The sequence below is a fragment of the Pinisolibacter sp. genome (assembly GCF_036782435.1).
GTDB lineage: Bacteria > Pseudomonadota > Alphaproteobacteria > Rhizobiales > Ancalomicrobiaceae > CALBKH01.
This window is the reverse complement of the sequence record NZ_DAIPZB010000008.1, coordinates 34,306-50,416: the sequence shown is the minus strand read 5'-3', so window position 1 is coordinate 50,416 and position 16,111 is coordinate 34,306. Positions and strand designations below refer to the sequence as shown.

Annotated in this window: 25 protein-coding genes and 1 pseudogene; all 26 read right to left on the bottom strand. The window is 69.7% G+C overall.

All coding sequences use genetic code 11. From position 1 onward, the window contains the following. Nucleotides 1–535: pseudogene (locus tag V7Q42_RS05090) on the bottom strand (hypothetical protein); the annotation flags it as partial. After that, the gene (locus V7Q42_RS05085) at nt 532–828 is read right to left on the bottom strand and encodes a DUF1799 domain-containing protein (RefSeq protein WP_333822863.1); all 297 of its coding nucleotides are present in this window, start codon (nt 826–828) and stop codon (nt 532–534) included. The pseudogene V7Q42_RS05090 and the gene V7Q42_RS05085, both read right to left, overlap by 4 nt. A gap of 80 nt (nt 829–908) precedes the next feature. Next, complete coding sequence (locus V7Q42_RS05080) at nt 909–1,265, bottom strand: hypothetical protein (RefSeq protein WP_333822862.1); 357 nt, start codon at nt 1,263–1,265, stop codon at nt 909–911. Between the two features lie 10 nt (nt 1,266–1,275). Continuing rightward, nucleotides 1,276–2,214 carry a phage tail tube protein gene (locus V7Q42_RS05075; protein WP_333822861.1) on the bottom strand — a complete coding sequence of 313 codons (939 nt, stop codon included), beginning with the start codon at nt 2,212–2,214 and terminating at the stop codon, nt 1,276–1,278. Nucleotides 2,215–2,217: 3 nt separating this feature from the next. Continuing rightward, the gene (locus V7Q42_RS05070) at nt 2,218–2,460 is read right to left on the bottom strand and encodes a hypothetical protein (protein WP_333822860.1); all 243 of its coding nucleotides are present in this window, start codon (nt 2,458–2,460) and stop codon (nt 2,218–2,220) included. Then, nucleotides 2,457–2,888 (bottom strand): phage tail terminator protein, encoded by a 432-nt coding sequence (locus V7Q42_RS05065; protein WP_333822859.1) that lies wholly within the window; start codon nt 2,886–2,888, stop codon nt 2,457–2,459. The genes V7Q42_RS05070 and V7Q42_RS05065 overlap by 4 nt, the downstream gene beginning before the upstream one ends. Beyond that, complete coding sequence (locus V7Q42_RS05060) at nt 2,888–3,313, bottom strand: gp436 family protein (protein WP_333822858.1); 426 nt, start codon at nt 3,311–3,313, stop codon at nt 2,888–2,890. The genes V7Q42_RS05065 and V7Q42_RS05060 overlap by 1 nt, the downstream gene beginning before the upstream one ends. Nucleotides 3,314–3,323: 10 nt before the next feature. After that, nucleotides 3,324–3,521, bottom strand: a complete 198-nt coding sequence (locus V7Q42_RS05055) for a hypothetical protein (protein WP_333822857.1) — start codon at nt 3,519–3,521, stop codon at nt 3,324–3,326. A 121-nt stretch (nt 3,522–3,642) separates the two neighbouring features. After that, nucleotides 3,643–4,578: a major capsid protein gene (locus V7Q42_RS05050; RefSeq protein ID WP_333822856.1), complete on the bottom strand. Its 936-nt coding sequence runs from the start codon at nt 4,576–4,578 to the stop codon at nt 3,643–3,645. A gap of 37 nt (nt 4,579–4,615) precedes the next feature. Continuing rightward, nucleotides 4,616–4,981 (bottom strand): hypothetical protein, encoded by a 366-nt coding sequence (locus V7Q42_RS05045; protein ID WP_333822855.1) that lies wholly within the window; start codon nt 4,979–4,981, stop codon nt 4,616–4,618. 3 nt (nt 4,982–4,984) lie between these two features. After that, on the bottom strand, nt 4,985–6,139 hold the full coding sequence (locus V7Q42_RS05040; RefSeq protein WP_333822854.1) for a peptidase: 1,155 nt from the start codon (nt 6,137–6,139) through the stop codon (nt 4,985–4,987). A 204-nt stretch (nt 6,140–6,343) separates the two neighbouring features. Then, nucleotides 6,344–6,868, bottom strand: coding sequence for a phage virion morphogenesis protein (locus tag V7Q42_RS05035; protein WP_333822853.1), 525 nt, complete (start codon nt 6,866–6,868; stop codon nt 6,344–6,346). A gap of 115 nt (nt 6,869–6,983) precedes the next feature. Further along, nucleotides 6,984–8,231, bottom strand: coding sequence for a PBECR2 nuclease fold domain-containing protein (locus tag V7Q42_RS05030; RefSeq protein ID WP_333822852.1), 1,248 nt, complete (start codon nt 8,229–8,231; stop codon nt 6,984–6,986). Next, the gene (locus tag V7Q42_RS05025) at nt 8,221–9,708 is read right to left on the bottom strand and encodes a DUF935 domain-containing protein (RefSeq protein ID WP_333822851.1); all 1,488 of its coding nucleotides are present in this window, start codon (nt 9,706–9,708) and stop codon (nt 8,221–8,223) included. Before V7Q42_RS05025 ends, V7Q42_RS05030 begins: the two co-directional genes overlap by 11 nt. Then, complete coding sequence (locus V7Q42_RS05020; RefSeq protein ID WP_333822850.1) at nt 9,708–11,390, bottom strand: hypothetical protein; 1,683 nt, start codon at nt 11,388–11,390, stop codon at nt 9,708–9,710. Before V7Q42_RS05020 ends, V7Q42_RS05025 begins: the two co-directional genes overlap by 1 nt. Next, entirely contained in the window at nt 11,387–11,959 is a 573-nt protein-coding gene (locus V7Q42_RS05015; RefSeq protein ID WP_333822849.1) for a phage protein Gp27 family protein, read from the bottom strand. Before V7Q42_RS05015 ends, V7Q42_RS05020 begins: the two co-directional genes overlap by 4 nt. A 3-nt stretch (nt 11,960–11,962) precedes the next feature. Next, on the bottom strand, nt 11,963–12,268 hold the full coding sequence (locus tag V7Q42_RS05010; RefSeq protein ID WP_333822847.1) for a hypothetical protein: 306 nt from the start codon (nt 12,266–12,268) through the stop codon (nt 11,963–11,965). Next, on the bottom strand, nt 12,261–12,665 hold the full coding sequence (locus V7Q42_RS05005) for a hypothetical protein (protein WP_333822846.1): 405 nt from the start codon (nt 12,663–12,665) through the stop codon (nt 12,261–12,263). The genes V7Q42_RS05010 and V7Q42_RS05005 overlap by 8 nt, the downstream gene beginning before the upstream one ends. Then, on the bottom strand, nt 12,665–12,934 hold the full coding sequence (locus V7Q42_RS05000) for a hypothetical protein (RefSeq protein WP_333822845.1): 270 nt from the start codon (nt 12,932–12,934) through the stop codon (nt 12,665–12,667). The genes V7Q42_RS05005 and V7Q42_RS05000 overlap by 1 nt, the downstream gene beginning before the upstream one ends. After that, entirely contained in the window at nt 12,931–13,230 is a 300-nt protein-coding gene (locus V7Q42_RS04995; protein WP_333822844.1) for a hypothetical protein, read from the bottom strand. The genes V7Q42_RS05000 and V7Q42_RS04995 overlap by 4 nt, the downstream gene beginning before the upstream one ends. Before the next feature lie 173 nt (nt 13,231–13,403). Further along, complete coding sequence (locus V7Q42_RS04990; protein WP_333822843.1) at nt 13,404–13,583, bottom strand: hypothetical protein; 180 nt, start codon at nt 13,581–13,583, stop codon at nt 13,404–13,406. A 16-nt stretch (nt 13,584–13,599) separates the two neighbouring features. Continuing rightward, entirely contained in the window at nt 13,600–14,322 is a 723-nt protein-coding gene (locus V7Q42_RS04985; RefSeq protein WP_333822842.1) for an NlpC/P60 family protein, read from the bottom strand. A 127-nt stretch (nt 14,323–14,449) separates the two neighbouring features. Continuing rightward, the gene (locus tag V7Q42_RS04980; protein WP_333822841.1) at nt 14,450–14,857 is read right to left on the bottom strand and encodes a hypothetical protein; all 408 of its coding nucleotides are present in this window, start codon (nt 14,855–14,857) and stop codon (nt 14,450–14,452) included. Continuing rightward, the gene (locus V7Q42_RS04975; RefSeq protein WP_333822840.1) at nt 14,854–15,162 is read right to left on the bottom strand and encodes a hypothetical protein; all 309 of its coding nucleotides are present in this window, start codon (nt 15,160–15,162) and stop codon (nt 14,854–14,856) included. Before V7Q42_RS04975 ends, V7Q42_RS04980 begins: the two co-directional genes overlap by 4 nt. Before the next feature lie 36 nt (nt 15,163–15,198). Then, a complete protein-coding gene (locus V7Q42_RS04970) occupies nt 15,199–15,399 on the bottom strand; it encodes a hypothetical protein (RefSeq protein ID WP_333822839.1) in 201 nt (66 codons plus the stop codon). After that, a complete protein-coding gene (locus V7Q42_RS04965) occupies nt 15,392–15,982 on the bottom strand; it encodes a helix-turn-helix domain-containing protein (RefSeq protein WP_333822838.1) in 591 nt (196 codons plus the stop codon). The genes V7Q42_RS04970 and V7Q42_RS04965 overlap by 8 nt, the downstream gene beginning before the upstream one ends. Between the last annotated feature and the right edge of the window lie 129 nt (nt 15,983–16,111).

The window sequence follows — 16,111 nt, the reverse complement described above, 5'->3', positions numbered from 1 at the left end:
GGGTCGCCGCGAACAGCGGGTCGTATTTCGCCTGGAGCCGATCGAGCTCCGCCCCGTAGGCGGCGATATCGGTGCCGCGGTCGGGGACGATGGTCTGGCGGGCGACGATCTGCTCGGCGCCCCGCTTCATCGCCGACGCGCGTGCCGCCGCGGCCGACGTCGTCCGCTCGAAGGCGAGCTTCAGCTCCGCCTCGCGCTGGATCAGGAGTTGCCCGCTGATCGCCCCGACCTCGTGAGCCCGGCGCAGCTCGGCGAGCTCCTGCTGGTACGTCCGGGTCGCCGCGAACAGCGGGTCGTATTTCGCCTGGAGCCGATCGAGCTCCGCCCCATAGGCGGCGATGTCGGCCGAGGCGACGGCGGCGGGCCGGCCACTCGACCGGAGAGAGCGGTCGATCTCGCCGGCGAGCGTCGTCATCGGCCGGGTCGACCGCGTCGCCGCCTCGCCGATCGACGAGACGTCGCGCGCCGCCTCCCGCGCCCCGGCGGCGAGGTTGCCCTTGTCGAGGGAGAGCCGGACCCCGAGCTGCAGCGTCATTCGGTCACCTCGTTGAGGATCGGCAGCGCCACGGCCGCCAGCTCCAGCACGTCGAAGAACACCCGGTCGGCCTCGTCCTCGGCGATGCGGTGCCGGCGGATCATCGTCTCGACCCGCTCGACCGGCAGCCCGATGTGGATCGCCCGCGTCCACACCCCGACCACCTCCCACTGGTCGGCGAGATCGACGAACACCGCCAACGCCGGCCAATTGACGGCCCAGACCTCGACGGTGCCGTCGTCCTGCGGCCGGTCGGCCGGGATGACGATGCCGAGAGCGGCGCAGTCGGCCACGGTCCGCGCGTCGATCGCCGCCAGCCGGTCGGGATCGGCCCGGCCGGTCCGGGCATAGGCCCAGGCCCGGCCGGCGGCGGTCAGTTTCCCGCCCGCGCCCCCGTCACCGCCTCGATATAGCCGCGGATGATCGCGGTGCGGACCCACGCCCAGCGGCAGGCCTCGTCGAGAGCGGCCTCGGAGAAAGGCAGCTCGGCACCGCCGGCATCGACGACGTCGCGCCAGTCGCGACAGATGCGACGGATCTGTCGCATCTCCTCGTCCGCGCCCGCCTCGAGCGACCGGCCGGCGGCGGCCATCGCCGCCTCCGACAGGGCCATCGCCTCGTCGCTCGAAAGCGCTTCGAAGCGCATCTCGAAAGTCGCCGGTGCGGCTTCGCCGGGCACGGCGACCTTCACGGGCGCCCAGAACAGGTGTTCGGCCGTCATCTTGAACATCGGCGCGCCCTCACTTCACCACGATCGACAGCTCGTCGTTGCCGGAGGCGGACGACGGACAGAAGACCAGCGGCAGGGTGACGTTGAGGATGTTGTTCGACGAACCGTGGGTCGGCTTGCCGATCTCCACCGCCGGGGCGGCGATCTGGATGATGTTGCCGGCGGTGAGCCCGTGGGTCACCGCCAGCGCGGCGCGGGTTCGCGCCGTCGCCTTGCTCATCCAGTCGACACCAGCGACCTGATCGGCCTGGACCGTCGCCGAGCCGATGACGGCCCGGTCGACGTGTTCGATCGATTCCGAGCCGATCAACAGCCGCGGCTCGACCTTGTTGCCGAGATCGATCGAGAAGGCCTCGACCACGGCCGAGTAGCTGTGGAGGCTGAAGGTCGGGGTGTTGGTCTTCGACGGCGGCAGCGGCTTCGGCGGCGTCGGCAGGGTGGTCGCCGGCAGGGCGACGTCGGTGACCGTGCCGAGCAGGCCGGTGAGGGTGAACTTGAGGGTCGGGATCTTCTGCGCATCCATCGAGAGCGAGAAGGTCCCCCGGGCGCCGAGCAGCACATGGCGCGTCCCGTCGAGATTCCACCAGATGGTGGCCGATTCCTGCCCGGCAGAGACCGGCGCATAGGTGACCGAGGTCGCGGCCACCACCGTCTCCGACATGGCGCAGGCCCGCGCCAGCACACCCCAGAACGGCGCGGTGCCGGCCGTGCCGGACCCGGCCAGCTCCACTTCGAAGTCGATCTTGCCGTAGGTGCCGGCGAGGATGACACCCAGCGAGCCGAAGTACGGCATGACGAGATCGCGCTGGATCTCCTCGCCCTCCAGCGGCGTGATGGTGACGTTCTTCACCAGCATGGCGTTGGCGGCGCCGGTCGGCGTCGCGTCGGTGCCGTAGGTGGTCTCGATCTTCGCCAGCAGGGCGAGCTTCTGCATCTTGCGCGCGGCCATGGATCAGTCCTTCCGGATCTTCTTGACGGGAGAGGAAGCGTCGGCATCGCCGGCGGCGGGGGCGGCGGGGGCGGCGGGGGCGGCGTCGGTCGCCGCAGCGGGTTCGCTCGCCAGCGCGCCCTCGACCAGAACCGCGGACTCGGCCGACGGCGCCGTGCCACCGCGCTCGACCAGGTCGAGGGCACCCGTCACCGGATCGAACACATAGGAGCCGCCCTCGGCGGGCGGGATGAAGCTGCGGGTCATGACGAGCCCTCGATGGTGCGGGCCGTGGCCCAGGTGGAGACGTGCCAGAGCACGCCGTTCTTCGCCGGTTGGGAGCGCACACCCACCAGGGTCACCGGGTCGTGGTCGCCCGGCGGCACCCAACCGAGGAGCGCGCCCTCGAGCGCGGCGTCGATCGCATCGGTCGCAGCGATCCTCGCTTCGCCCTTGGCGTCGCCGTGGCGGCGGACACAGACCGCGACGAGAAACGTGATGGCCAGGGTCTGAAGCGGCGGTCCGTTCATCCGCTCGTTGGGGCTCGCCACCTTCGAGAACGGCAGCACGAAGGCGGCGTGATCGCCGGGGGCGGTGCCCTCGGCCAGCGCCGCGAGATCCTCGCCGCCGGAGATCGACGTCAACGGCGGCGTCGCTGCGCTCTTCAGTCGATCGGCCACCGCTGCGAGAAGCATCAGAGGAACCCCCCCATTCGGTCGGACGTGAAGACGGTGCCGTCGGTCGCCACACCGATGCCGCTCGTCGAAGCGGGTGCCGGAACGGCCCCGGTGACGGACGGCAGCGACAGCCGGCCGGCCGCGGCATCCTTGAGCGCGGCGAGGGCGTCGCGTTGGTCGCGGACGACGTGATCGGGCGCCCCGTCGCGATGCAGCAGGTAGCGGGCGATCGACACCGCCCAGGTGACGACGATCGCCGGAACCGGAACGAGCGGTAGGGCGAACCGGCCGGCGAGATAGGCGTCGATCTGATCGCCGGCCGAGCCGATGGCGGCGTCGATCACGGCCGGGTCGGCGATGCCGTCCATATCCCGGTCGGCGACCTGGAGGATCTCGGCCTCGCCGGCACGATCGATCAGGTCGGCGAGGGCGCAGTAGGGCATCGCTGAACCCTCACACCGCCTCGACCGCGCCGCTCGCCGTCAACGCGGCGGCCTGCGCCTCGGTGATGGCGTCGGCGGCGATGACGTCGCCGGGCGCGTAGCGCTTGCCGTCGTGGGCGATCGGCCGCGTCGCCTTCCACCCTTTCGCCTTCTTCGGCTCGGTCGAGGCGGCCTTGCCCGCGGGATCGGTGGGTTTCGTTTCGGCCATGTCGTCAGCTTTCTTACGGGAGGAGGATCGCCGGACTTCCGCCGGCGCGAGGGGTGGGCGCGGCGATCACGGCCGCCGCACCTCGACGCTTTCCGGGGCCCCTTTCGCCCCGTCTCGCGCGTCAGGCGACGTCGGTGAACAGGAAGCCGGCCTCCGGCGCCGAGATCAGTTCCTTGACCGAATGACCGGAGCGAACCCGGATCGACCCGCGCAGGCCGATCTTGGGTTCGGGGATCTGACCGGCGACACGAGTGCCGAAGGCCTGGGTCCAGCCGAAGGTCATCACCCGGCCGTTGGGGGCGATCGACGGCGCCCGATAGAACAGCGCGGCGTGGTTGCCCCACACACGCTGGCGCACAGGCGCCTGGCCGCGGCGCTGCAGGTTGATCCATCCCTCACCGACGATGATCTCCGGGATCTCCAGCGCGTCCTGCGCCTGGGCGAGGCTGAGCGCGCCCTGATCGGTGCCGGAGATCGACGTCGCCTTGAGCAGCTTCGGATGACGGCGCAGCTTCGACCAACCGCCACGGCCGATGACCATGCAGTTCGGCCGGGTCACCATCGAATCGGCGGCGTCGCCGATCGCCGCGGCGGGATCGCTGTCGGGATCCGACCACTGCGACGTACCGGAGAGCGTCAGCTTGTTGGCGGCCGGATAGGTCGCCGGATCGAAGACCATGCCGGCGACGCGCTTCTCGCGCACCAACAGCACCCGATCGGTGAGCATCTCGGTCGCGAACGAGAGCGGATCGAACCCCTTCGGAGCATTCGTCACGTCGTCGATCGGAACCAGGTCGTCGAAGCCGAAATCCTCGGTCGAGGCGGTCGCCTCGGTCATGCCGTATTCGACCTCGTCCGGCGCGCTCTTGCGGCCGACGCGGCCGTCGCTGTCGACGGTGATCGCCTCGTCGAAGTCGAACTTGTTCCACTTGAACTCGCTCTTGTCGATCGGCGCGGAGGCGAAGGGCAACACCCGGTCGGCGACCATGGCGGCGTTCTTGTGGGCGAGAGCCACACCCGTGAGGACGGGATCGATGGGGAACGGCGTACCGGTCATGGAAGGTCTCCTGTCGCCTCGCGGCGGATGGACGAGGTCAGCCCTGGATCACGCCGGGCGCGACGAGCGTGCGGATGAAGTCGCCGGCGGTCGTGGTCACCTCGGCGACGCCGGCGGTGAAGGCGTTCGCCCCGGTGGCCGGAGCGGCGGCGACGGCGGTACCGTTCGCGCCGGCGGTGAAGGCGGCGCCGCGGGCGACCACGCCGCCGAACTCGACGTCGGCGAAGCCGAGACGGACGACGTCGACCCGCGCGTCGGCATCGGCGCCGCCGGGGCAGTCGGTGACGCCGATCACCGCATCGGTCGCGGCGGTCGCGTGGGCGACGGAGCCGTCGGCGGTGAACTTGACCAGACGGCGGTGCTCGACACGCGCCGAGGCGACGTAGCTCTTGACGATGTTCATGGCTCAACGGTCCTTGATGCGCGCCGCGGCCTGGGCGGCGGTGATGGTCTCGCCGCGGCCGGCGGCCTCGGAGATCTCGGTCTCGATCGCCTCGCGCACGGCTTCGGGATCGGCGAAGTCGACGGGCTCGCCGCCGGCGATCTCGCCCGGCGCGACCGGCAGCGGGATCGCCTTCAGGAGACGCGTCAGCAGCTCGCGCGGCGCGGTGGCGACGACGGCGCCGTCTCCTTCGGCGAAATCGACGGAGCCGAGATCACCGGTCGCCGCGAAGAGCGCATCGGCCATCGGCCGCAGCGTCGCCGGCAGACGTCCTTCGGCGATCAGCGCGTCGAGGACCGAGGCGTCCTCGGCCCGGCGCCGGGTCGCTTGCGCCTCGGCGAACTCGGCGGCCCGGGCATCGAGCTGGCGCGCGCGCTCCGCCAGCGCGTGCTCCTGTTGTTCGACCGCGGCGCGGCGCGCTTCGAGCTCGGTGGCAGTCGTCATCGATCGGTCCTCTTCGCTTCGATCGGCGTAGGCGATGACGGGCGCGCCCGCATCGGCCGAGATCTCGGCGATCCGTTCGCCGAGGCTTTCGATTTCCCAATCGGGCAGCACGCGATCGGCGGCGTCGACGCCGTCCTTGCCGATGATCCAGTCGCGCAGCCCGCGCATCAGCCGGCCGACCGAGCGCAGCGCCGAGGCGGACGACCAATCGGCGAATTCGAGAGTGAGGCAGGCATCGTCGTCGCCGAACTCGACCGGCTTCAGCCCCTTGACCGCCGGCGGCTGAGCGCCGAGGAACCCGACGTGCCGCAGGTAGAAGGACCCGGGCTTCGGGTTTCCGGTCTGGTCGGGGCGATAGAACGACGCCGAGATTTTCTTGAACGACCCGGCGCGGACCATCTCGGCGAACGCGGCGTCGACCTGGATCGGCGACGCCAGCAGCCGGTCCTTCTCGACCGCGAGGCCGCCGATCCAGCCGTAGGCGGGCGCATCGAGCGCCGGGTGACCGACGACGATCGGGGCTTCCGACAAGGCCGGATCGTAGGCCGCGGCGATCGCCGCGAGATCGGCCTCGGCGAAGGAGATCGCCTCACCGACCATCGGCCGATGGGTCCCGGTGCGAAAGATCTCGAAGGGCTTCGCCTCGGCGAAGTCGATGGGGGCGCGTCTGGTCATGGCCCGACCGTCGCAGGTCGGAACCATGAAATCCTGTCGCACGGGGGTGCGATCGATGTGGAAATCGCGATGTGGGGAGCAGCCGGGAGTCTATCTCCCTGCGGCCGATCCGACCAGTGGGGATCGGATCGAGGTCCGATGGCATCTTAGAAGCGGTTTCGAAGCCCGTACGCGGGCTCTCTCCCCCTTCCGCCTAGCTCCCACTCATCTTCCTGGCGCCGCGCCCCCTGCGCCTCCTGCGAGGTCCGCAAAGAAATCGTCGGCGAACTCGACGATCCTTTCCCGATCCTCGGTCGAGACGCCGAGGAAAGGTCGCGCCGGCACCGTCACCGATTTGGCGCGGATCGTCTCGCCACCCATGGAGAAGACCAGCGCCGCCCCGCTCTTGGGAACGATGGTGGCGCCGAACTGGTGGACGCGGGCATGTGGCCGGTTGGTGCCGACGACGAGCGCCGACTCGGCTATCTGGTAGACGATGGTGGACGCGAGTTGCCCGGATGCCTCGAGGATCTTGGTCCCTGCCTTCTTTCCCGCCGCATAGAGCGGGTTCAGCGGTGCCCAGGGTTTTCCCTCGGGATCGGTCTCGGTGCGGAAGCGCTCCCGGGTCGACTTCAGGAGGATCTCGCCGATGTTCTCCAGAAAGCCGTGCGGGTTGTCGCCGGCGGCGCCGAGCCGCGCCAGAGCATCGATCACGGCCGCGTCGTCGACCTCGATCAGGACACCGGTCATCTTGCACCTCGCCGTCGTCGCGCCTATGTTTCCGTCATCGTCTGGAGATCGGGTGCCCGGCCCGCATCTCAAAGTCTCCAGGGGGAAGCGCTCTCGGCCGGTTGGGGGCGCTTCGTCATTTCCGGATCCAGAGCAACGCTCCCGACCGGTACTGCTCCAGATAGCGCGGGTTCGTCTGGAAGGCGGTGACGCCGGTCCAGCCGGCCTTGGTCCACTGGAAGCGGAGGAACAGCGACCGCCCCTTCGGCAGCAGGATGCGCCGCAGGTACGAGCGGCGCAGGACGACGCCGGTCGCCGTTTCCGCCCAATCGACCCAGATCTCGTCGGGATCGAGGATCGTCTGCGCCAACTCGCGCACATAGACCTCGCGGCCGAACTTGGTGACCTTCAGCGGTGGCGGAACCGTGCCGTCGCGCACTTCGAAGAGGCTCCGGTCCACCGTCACGATGCCGCCCGACCTGTCGCGGAAGACGGCCGGGCGATCGAGCGTCGCACCGAACTCGGCGAGAAAGGCGGCGACGTAATCCTCCTCCGGCAGGCCCTGAGGCATCAGGCGATCGGGAGCGACCGGGGTCGGGGCGGGAAGATCCGGCAGTTTCGTCGGGCGTCGCACCGGCTCGCCATGAGCGGGCAGAGGCGACGCCAGCTCCGGCGGCACCGTGCCCGCCATCGACGCTTCGCCGACGTTGTGGTCCCAGCCGCGATCGACGCCGGGATGACGGATCTCGGCCGCGCCCGTGCGCGGGTCCTTGCCCGGATAGACGTCGTCGAGCGGAGCCTCGTCGGGACCGGACTTGCCGAGGCGGACGAGATCGCGGGCGCTCAATGTTTCGACGTCGCACCGGCATCCCCAGCCGTTCGGCGGGAAATGCACCTTCCACCAGGGATCGTCGTGGCGCAGCACCGTGCCGTCCCACTTCACGTGCAGCGGACGGGGAAAGCGCACGTCGTTGTGGCGATAGCGCCAGTACGGCCGGAACCTCGTCACCGCCGGGTCGGTCATCTGCCTGAAACGGCCGGCCATGTAGGCGGTGCGGACGTTGGTGTTGAAGATGATGCCGGCGCGCCAGGCGCGGCGCTCCTCCTCGGTCTGGCCCCGCGCCTTGAACTTCCAGCCGGTCCGGTCGACCACCTCGTCGAACACCTTACGGAAGGAGGCGAGGTCACCGCCCTGCGTCAGCGCCCGATCGATCTCGGCGCGAAACGTCGCGAGGATGTCGTCGCGGGTGACACCGGCGACGGTGAAGGCGCGAGCGTGCGCGGCGCCGAGGAGATCGTCGAAGCGCTCGGTCGGCAGGTTCACCTTACGGCGAAAGTGATCGATCGCTTCCTGGAACGGCAGGCCGAAGCCCTCAACCGCCATCGTTCGACACCTCCACCGAGGTGATGCCGCCGAGGGTGGCGACGGTCAACGCTTGTTCGAAGACACCGGCGAGATCGTCGATCGCGAGGTCGCCGGAGAGGATCAGCAGCCGCGTGGCGAAGTCCTCGAGATTGGTCGCCGCCTCGGCCTCGGCGCGGATCCGCGCGATCATCTCGTCGATCGGCGCCTCTGCCGCGCCGGCCAGCCGATCGACGAGCGGCATCAGCGGATCGGCCACGACCGCCTCGGCGAAGGCCGCCGCGATCGCCGCCTGCGCCGAAGACGCCTCGGCGCTGCCGGGCGGTGTGCCGGAGGCCCTGGTATCGACCCACTCACCGCCATAGGTCTCGTTGATCTGGTCGACCGATTTCGCCCGGTAGCCCATGCGATCGAGCGCCACGTCGCGATCGGCGCGGGCCTTCAGGTCCTCGGGCTCGGCGAAGTCGCGCCACACCGTCGGATAGGCGCCGCCGAGAGCATTGATGTCGACGATCCACCTCACGAGACTTTCGTTGATCGTCGCAGAGAGAAGATCGGCATCGGCCTTGGCGATGGCGAGGCGGACCTCGTTGTGGACGTCGCCGAGGGCGCGCGAGCCGCTCGCACCGACATTGGTCGACAGTGTCTCGCCGAGCACCGCCTCGCTCATCAGTTCGTCGAGATAGCGCGACAGCGCACCGAGTTGCTCGCCGCCCCCGGCGTTCTTCGCCTCGAGCAGTGCCGCCGTGACCGAGGCGGGCAGCGCCATCACCTTGTTGCCGGCGCGCTCCGCGGCCGCCGCCAGCAGCTTCTTCTCCAGCTCGGCGTCGTGTTGGCCTTCGTAGGTGAGGGTCAGATCCGGTTCGGCGTGGCGCTCGGTGGCGCGCAGCCAATGACCGAGCACCTGACGCTTGAACCACGCCGGCCAGAACAGCACCGAGCCGAGGCCGAGCCCGTAGGGGTCGTCATCGGTGTGATCGAGCGAATACCGGTGGACGATGAATTTCCGGTCGGGGACGGCGATGCCGTCGAACCCGGCCTCGCGGGTGAGGAGCCGCAGCTCGCCGTCGACGGTGAAGCGGAAGCGCCGCTGACGCCGTACCTTGATCTTGTCGGGCAGCCACAGGCCGTCGACGACGGTCCACATCGCCTCGGCGACCGCAAAGCCGTAGAGCACCGCGCCGAGCAGACCGCGGGTGAGCCGGTCGAAGTCGATGCGCTTCAGCCCCGTCTCGACCGCCTCGGCGGCACGCCGGTCCACTCGCTTGTCGGAGGCCGGATCGACCCGCCATTCCCGCGCCGTCACCTCGAGGGCGCGCTTCTGCAACACCGCATGGGCGTGCGGATCGCGGCGGATCTCGTCGTAGAGGGCCACGCCCTTGTGCGATGCCTGGGCGAGGGTCGGATCCTGGGGCGCCAGCACCGACTGGAACGCGGCGATCCAAGGGTCGCGCGCCACCGAGGCGACCTCCATTCGAAGATCCTTCGAAGCGGCCATCACCACCATCTCCCCATGAAGCCGTCGAGCACCTCGCGCACCGACAGACCGAAACCGAAGCCCTTCAGGGCCGACGGTTCGTCCCGCGGCGTGTCGAGCACGTCGAGGCGAACTTCGCCCCAAGGCTGCTCCGACGCGAAGTGCGCCAAGGCCCCGGCGATCGCGGCGTCGCCGTGGCGCTTCTTCGTCTTCGAGCCGAGGGCGCCTTCGCCCTTTTCCCTCGTGCGGGTCGCCGGCAGACGGGCTACGCCGTCGACGATCTTGACGAGCGTATAGTCGGCGCGGGTGTCGGCGTCGCGCGGCAGCGACATGCCGCCGGCCTCCAGCGTCCGCTTGAACGGCGGCATGTTCAGCCGATACCAGTCGACCGAGAACTTCACCTGTTCGATGATGGAAAAGCCGAACTTCTGCGCCGTCTTCTCGGCCAGCGCGGCGCCGTTGCCGCCGGCGTCCATCGCCCCCTTGACGAGGCGCGGCAGCCGCCCGGCGAGGGCGAACACCACCTGTTCCTGCTGGTCGAAGGGGATGTTGCGCATCTCGACGACGAAGGGCGTCCGCTTGAAGAGCGACGGCTCGATCTGGACCGGGTGGAAGACCGAGAGGTCGGCGACGCGGCCGAAGTCCATGCCGAAGGCCGAACGCAGCTCCGGATCGAGGCGGTCGTAGAGCGGTTCGACATGGGCCTTCAGCCACGCCTCGCAGACGGCGCGGCGCACCGCCTCCGGCTGGGCGGCGAACTCGGTCGGCATCTCCCATCGGACGACGGGGACGTCGGCGCTCATGCAGTGGTCGATCACCGTCGGCAGGATCCACGTCCCCGATCCGTCGGTCGGGATGCAGAACAGCTCCTCGTCGGCCGCCTCGCCGTAGTCGTCGACGACGCCCTGACGCCACTCGGCCTCCGTCTCGATCGACCACACTTTGCCGGTGCGCTGGCAGATGCGCTGATAGAGCCCTTCGCGCAGCGCGTCGTCGAAATCGATGCGGACGAGCCCGTATTTGAGCCGGCCGGCGCGGATGTCCTCGATCTTGCGATTGAAGACGTTGGCGCGGCCGTCGTGGGTGGAGATCACCACCACCATGCCGCCCCATATGGTCAACGCGATCGCCGCCTTGAGCAACTCCTCGAGATCGTCGTGGAATGCCGCCTCGTCGATGACGACGTAGCCGGCCTTGCCGCGCAGCGAGCGCGGTTTCGACGGCAGCGCCACCACCTCGAAGCCGGAGGCGAAGGCGACGCGGAACGCCTTGATCTGGCGGGTCTCCTTCGTCTTCGGATCGTAGTCGTCGAAGACGAATTCGCCGACCTCGGCCGCGACGCCGGCGACGAGCTTCGCCCACATGCCGACCACGTCGACGAACTCGCGCGCCATCTCGAGGTTGTAGCCGATGTACCACGTGTCCATGCCGCCGGCCTTCAGCTCGGCGGAGGAGACCATCACCGCGTCGAGGGCGAAGGCCCAGGTGAGGCCGGTGCGGCGCGACTTCTCGATGAACGTCACCGAATAGGCGAGCCGTGTCCGGATCGCCCGCTTCTGGTAGGGCAACAGCACATCGGCGGCCGGCAGCGCCGCCAGTTCCGGCGGCAGGCCATAGAGCGATTGCCGGCGCAGCTCCTCCCACTCGGCGCGCGAGATGGCACGGCCGACGGCGAAGCTCTTCTCTTCGGGCAGGGCGCTCATGGCGCGCCCGCCGCGGGCTTGTCGATGCCGAGTTCGGCGCGCAGATGGGCGATCAGATTGCCGGTGACGCCGGCCTTCGACGCGGTTTCGACGGCCTCCTTCACCCGTTCGGTCTTCGCCCGCTCGGCATCGAGCAGCTTCTTCAGCTCGATGGCCCGCGATTGGTCGACGCGTGCCGCGCCGACGAGGTTCTTGATCGTCGCCGAGACGAACATCGCCTCCTGCGGGTCGAAGCGGGCGGGTTCGCCGTCTTCGCCGCGCATCAGCTCCATCAGCGAGGCATGGAGCATCTGGATGTTGAGCCGCGCCACGCGGTCGTCGGCGCCGGGATCCTCCAGGCGCGACATGATCGCCTCGGCCGCCGAGCGGCTGTCGTGGAGGCGCGCGGCGACCGCATCCCATTTCTTGACCGCCCGACCGAGCCCGGTGCGCGAAACCTGTTCGGCGTCGACTCCGAGGCTGCGCAGATGGGCGAGGATCTCGTCGATGGTGTGGCCGTCGCGGCGCAGCTCGCCGATGCAGTCGCGGATCTCGAGCGGCAGACGGTCGACCTTCGACAGGCGCCCCATGGCTCAATCCTCCGGATATTCGATGCCCGGCACCGGATCGATGTGGCGCTTCAGGAAAGATCGGCCGCGACGGGTGATCTCGAGGGTTCTCACGCGGCCGTCGTAATGGTCGATGTCGACGAGACCGGCGGCCTCCAGCATCCTGGCGTCGTCCTTCAAGGCTTCGTCGGTCTGCTGCCGACCGCGGAACCCGAGAAGATGCAGCGCGCGCCGCAGCACGCTTTCGTTCGCCGCACCTTCGTTCTCCTCGAGGACGCGCAACGTGGCGAGGCGCCGGGACTTGGCGATGTCGTCGACGAAATCACTCACGGCCGACCCCCTTCATCAAGCTGGATTCGATCCGCGTCACCGATCGCGAGATCGACTGCATCTCGCGTTCGAGGCCGGCGACCCCGGCCTTCCAGCCGGCGAGTTCCTGCTTGATGCCGGCGATGTCCTCGCTCGACGGCAGATGGCGGATCTCGGTCTCGATCACGATGGTGCGCTGCGCAGCCTTCTCCTGGCTCGCCTCGATCTCGTCGAGCCGGCGGCCGATGTCACCGGCCAGCGTCTCGATGGCGCTCTGCCGCGCCTTCTCTTCCGCCTTCGCGTGATCGTCGAGATCCTTCTTGGAGGCGAGACCCATGCGGATCGCCCAGCCGGCGGCGCCGAGGACGAGAGGGGTGAGAAGACCGATCACCGGCCAATAGGGCATCAGATCGGGCATCATCTGGTTTCCGTGGTCTGCAACTGTGCGATGGCGTCCGGCACGGTTTCCCCGCCGATCGGCGCGACGGCGGCGCGAACCAGCGGGTCGGCGCGCTGGCGGTAGGGCGGAAGGACGACGGACACCCGCCGGCCGGCCGTCGCGCCGGCGGGTGCGAGATCACGCGGTTTCGGCCGCAGCGACGTCGCGGCGCCGAGCGCGACGAGACCGGTGAGCACGAAGACGAAGAGGAGGACCGCGGCGATGGCGCCGGCGACGATGCGGATCACGGGGCACCTCCGCGGCACACGGCCGACTGGCGGTCGAAGAGATCGAGGCGACGGACGACGACGAGCGCATCCGCGTGGCGTTCGACGAGATCGGCGGCGGCGCGCAGCTCGTCCGGCGTCATCGTCGCCGGACAGACCCGGGCGATCTGCCGAGCGATCTCGGCGCGGCGGACGGACGGTTCAACCGCGGTCGCGGTCAGCGCCGCGCTCGGCGGCGTCCGCGCGCTCTCGCAGCCGGCGAGCGAGGCCGCCGCCATCGTCGCCGCCAGGATCCGCAGCAGTGCGGGCTTGAGCATCGGCGATCTCCCCGATCGTGTCCTGTGTCTCGGCCGCGGCCTCGGCTCGGGCCCGCCCCTTCGCATCGTCTCGCGCCTTTTCCGCCGCCCGCCAGTCGAGAACGAGGCGGGCGAGGCGATCGAGGAACTTGTCGACGAGGGCGGCGAAGAGCGCCGAGGCCCAGGCCATGACCTCACTCGGCCTTGCCGACCGGCGTGTCGGTGAAGAAGCGCAGCACCGTGTTGGCGACACCGAGGCCGGTGACGACGAGGCCGGCGGTCGCCGGCGAGGCGAGCGACGTCCAGTCGGTGGCGATCAGGACGCCGAGCGCGGCGGCGGCGAGATTGAGCGCGAGAGTGCGATAGCCCTTCATGGGACGGGTCCTTTCGTCAGACTTCACGACCGGCGGTCGCGCCGGGGCGGATGATGGCGGGGACGTGACCGGTCTTCGGCAGCGGGACGGACTTCGGCCACCAGTAGCCGACCAGCCGAGAGGTGCCGTAGGCCGCCGCGCTGACTTCATCGTTCTGGTTGCCGCCGACGCCGACGTTGCGACCGTCGGCGGTCTGTCCCGCATATTCGTAGACGTGGCCGAGACCGCTCGACTTCGAGCCCCGCCACATGGTGACGATGGCGCCGAGCGCCGGGCCGTCGAGGCGGACGAAATTGGGATCGTGCTCGATCGCCCGCGCCATACCGGAGCGGGGACTACGGACACCAGCCGTCTCGAGCATGGCGCAGACGAAATCGCCGCACCACGGCCGAGAGCCGTCTTCGGTCGACGTGTCGTCGGTGGTCTTGCCGAGGATGCGATAAGCGATGATCCGGCCGTTGCTGTCGCGCCCGGCCTTCTCCTTGACGCCGATCTCGGCGAGCGCGTTCTTCAGCCACGGCGGGATCTCAGCCGGTGCGGCCGGCGCCAGCTCGGCGACGCGGTTCGGCCACAGCTGCATCCGAGTGAGTGGCCCGACGATGCCGTCGGCGACGAGGCCGCGGGCGCGCTGGAACTGCTTCACCGCCGCCTTGGTGAGGTCACCGTCCTCGCCGTCGATCGGACCGGGGTCGTAGCCGAGTTCGGCGAGGCGGGACTGGATGGCGCGGATGTCGGACATGAGGGACCTCGTCCGACGCCGGTTTCGAAGGGTGTTCGACGGGATCTTGCGGCGGCGTCGATCTCGGCTCACAGTGCCGGTGATCGCAGCATTTTCCCCGTCGCACGGAGGTGCGAGGGATGACGCCTCAGCGGTTTTCCAGCCAATCGATAAGATCGCCCTGCCGCGCCTTCTGTGCGGCGATCGCCTCGCGCCGCGCCTCGCGATCGGCGCGCAGCGGCTTGAGCCAGCCGCGGACCGTCTTGTCGGTGGTGTGCAGCCGGCGGGCGATCTCGATCACCGCCAGACCCTGATCGGACCAGACGGCGGCGATCCACGGCTTGGCGACGGGAACGCGGTCGATGCGCGGGCCGAACTCGGCGACGAGGGCGGCGAGCCCGTCGGCGCCGATCACCGGGACGATGCGGTTTTCTCGGCCCGGCCGCTCGGCGAGATAGGCCGGCGCGCCGCCGAAGGCGATGAGGAAGGCGACGGCGCGGGCCTCGCCGAGAGCCTCGACATAAGGCGCGACATGGGCGGGCGCGCGAACCGTCATGACCGCCGCCTCCGTTTCGGTCTGCGGACGGGTGTGATCCCCTGTAGGGAGACGATCGCCTCGGCGAAGGCGTAGCGGTCGGGCCGCGATTCCGATGCGTCGCGCGGATAGACGGTGACGACGCGCCCTTCGTAGACGATCAGTTTGCCGCCGGGCACCACCACGACACCGGCGCCGTGCTCGACGCCGACCGCGCCGGCGCGGCCGATCTCGGCGCGCAGGGCCTCGACATCGAACCCCTCGACGCGCTCCAGCCAGCGGAGTACGGCGTGGTCGGTCACCGGGATCGGGCGGCGTCGGCTCATGCCCGGCCCTCCCGAAAGAGGGCCGGGACAGGATCGTCAGGCCGCGGACGAGCGGCCTTCGGCGAAGAGCGCGGCGGTGCTCGCCTCGATCTCGTGGCGCAGGAGATCGAGCAGGGTTCCGAGCCGGTCGGCCGAGACCTCGTTGAGATTGTTCCGCCCTGCGGCGCAGAGCAGATCGCAGACGGCGCCGAGGGCCGAAGCCGCCGTCTCCAAGCGGTCGATCGGGCGCTCATCCATGGCGGCGTGCCGCGTTGCGGATCATGCTGACGGTGGACGTCGCCCGTCCCGTCCGCCGGCCGATCTCGACGTTGGTGAGGCCCTGGGCGTCGAGCCGCACGATCTCCGCCTTCTCCTCCTCGGTGAGCGGTCGATTGGCCACCCGTTTCGGCTTCGGCCGCGACCAGCCCTCGAGCAGAGCGATCTTGGAGCGCAGCAGGTCGATGTACTCGTCGGTCGACACCTCGATCGAAGTCCGCCGGCCGGCGATCGACGCCTCGCCGTGGCGCACCTCCATGTAGAGGGCGATCAGCGCCGCTCGCACGTCCGCCGCCCGCGGCGCACGCGACAAGGTCGCCACGCAGATCGCCTGCGGCTCGGTGAGGAGGTATTCCGTACCGGGCCGACCGCCCTTCGGGGAGGTTTCCGGGCGCCGCCCGGAAACCGGTCCAAAGCTCTCGATCTCGGCGAGGTTCGCGCGGATCAAGCGCCGAATATCGTGCGGATCGGCCATGCCGAGCCGGTCGGCCAGCACGAGATCGGGAATGCGCAGCTCGCCGTCGTTCAGATCGACGAGATCGCGCGACGTCAGCAACGTCGTCATGGGTCTCTCCTGTGGTACGCCCGGTGTCCGTCGCCAAACGGGGTGGCCGGGCAACAACGGGTTGGCGAACCGTGCACAGGTACACGGCAGACCCGAAGGTCTCCCATTGCGCCCGACCATAGAAAAACG

Bases quoted from the DNA above. Each gene is read 5' to 3' on its own strand.
- V7Q42_RS05005 (WP_333822846.1), bottom strand. From the start codon at position 12,665: ATGCCCGATCTGATGCCCTATTGGCCGGTGATCGGTCTTCTCACCCCT.
- V7Q42_RS04985 (WP_333822842.1), bottom strand. From the start codon at position 14,322: ATGTCCGACATCCGCGCCATCCAGTCCCGCCTCGCCGAACTCGGCTAC.
- V7Q42_RS05075 (WP_333822861.1), bottom strand. From the start codon at position 2,214: ATGGCCGCGCGCAAGATGCAGAAGCTCGCCCTGCTGGCGAAGATCGAG.
- V7Q42_RS05040 (WP_333822854.1), bottom strand. From the start codon at position 6,139: ATGACCAGACGCGCCCCCATCGACTTCGCCGAGGCGAAGCCCTTCGAG.
- V7Q42_RS05030 (WP_333822852.1), bottom strand. From the start codon at position 8,231: ATGGCGGTTGAGGGCTTCGGCCTGCCGTTCCAGGAAGCGATCGATCAC.
- V7Q42_RS05045 (WP_333822855.1), bottom strand. From the start codon at position 4,981: ATGAACATCGTCAAGAGCTACGTCGCCTCGGCGCGTGTCGAGCACCGC.
- V7Q42_RS04965 (WP_333822838.1), bottom strand. From the start codon at position 15,982: ATGACGACGTTGCTGACGTCGCGCGATCTCGTCGATCTGAACGACGGC.
- V7Q42_RS05055 (WP_333822857.1), bottom strand. From the start codon at position 3,521: ATGGCCGAAACGAAACCCACCGATCCCGCGGGCAAGGCCGCCTCGACC.
- V7Q42_RS04975 (WP_333822840.1), bottom strand. From the start codon at position 15,162: ATGAGCCGACGCCGCCCGATCCCGGTGACCGACCACGCCGTACTCCGC.
- V7Q42_RS05035 (WP_333822853.1), bottom strand. From the start codon at position 6,868: ATGACCGGTGTCCTGATCGAGGTCGACGACGCGGCCGTGATCGATGCT.
- V7Q42_RS04995 (WP_333822844.1), bottom strand. From the start codon at position 13,230: ATGCTCAAGCCCGCACTGCTGCGGATCCTGGCGGCGACGATGGCGGCG.
- V7Q42_RS05060 (WP_333822858.1), bottom strand. From the start codon at position 3,313: ATGCCCTACTGCGCCCTCGCCGACCTGATCGATCGTGCCGGCGAGGCC.
- V7Q42_RS04980 (WP_333822841.1), bottom strand. From the start codon at position 14,857: ATGACGGTTCGCGCGCCCGCCCATGTCGCGCCTTATGTCGAGGCTCTC.
- V7Q42_RS04990 (WP_333822843.1), bottom strand. From the start codon at position 13,583: ATGAAGGGCTATCGCACTCTCGCGCTCAATCTCGCCGCCGCCGCGCTC.
- V7Q42_RS05015 (WP_333822849.1), bottom strand. From the start codon at position 11,959: ATGGGGCGCCTGTCGAAGGTCGACCGTCTGCCGCTCGAGATCCGCGAC.
- V7Q42_RS05080 (WP_333822862.1), bottom strand. From the start codon at position 1,265: ATGTTCAAGATGACGGCCGAACACCTGTTCTGGGCGCCCGTGAAGGTC.
- V7Q42_RS05025 (WP_333822851.1), bottom strand. From the start codon at position 9,708: ATGGCCGCTTCGAAGGATCTTCGAATGGAGGTCGCCTCGGTGGCGCGC.
- V7Q42_RS05070 (WP_333822860.1), bottom strand. From the start codon at position 2,460: ATGACCCGCAGCTTCATCCCGCCCGCCGAGGGCGGCTCCTATGTGTTC.
- V7Q42_RS05020 (WP_333822850.1), bottom strand. From the start codon at position 11,390: ATGAGCGCCCTGCCCGAAGAGAAGAGCTTCGCCGTCGGCCGTGCCATC.
- V7Q42_RS05065 (WP_333822859.1), bottom strand. From the start codon at position 2,888: ATGCTTCTCGCAGCGGTGGCCGATCGACTGAAGAGCGCAGCGACGCCG.
- V7Q42_RS04970 (WP_333822839.1), bottom strand. From the start codon at position 15,399: ATGGATGAGCGCCCGATCGACCGCTTGGAGACGGCGGCTTCGGCCCTC.
- V7Q42_RS05050 (WP_333822856.1), bottom strand. From the start codon at position 4,578: ATGACCGGTACGCCGTTCCCCATCGATCCCGTCCTCACGGGTGTGGCT.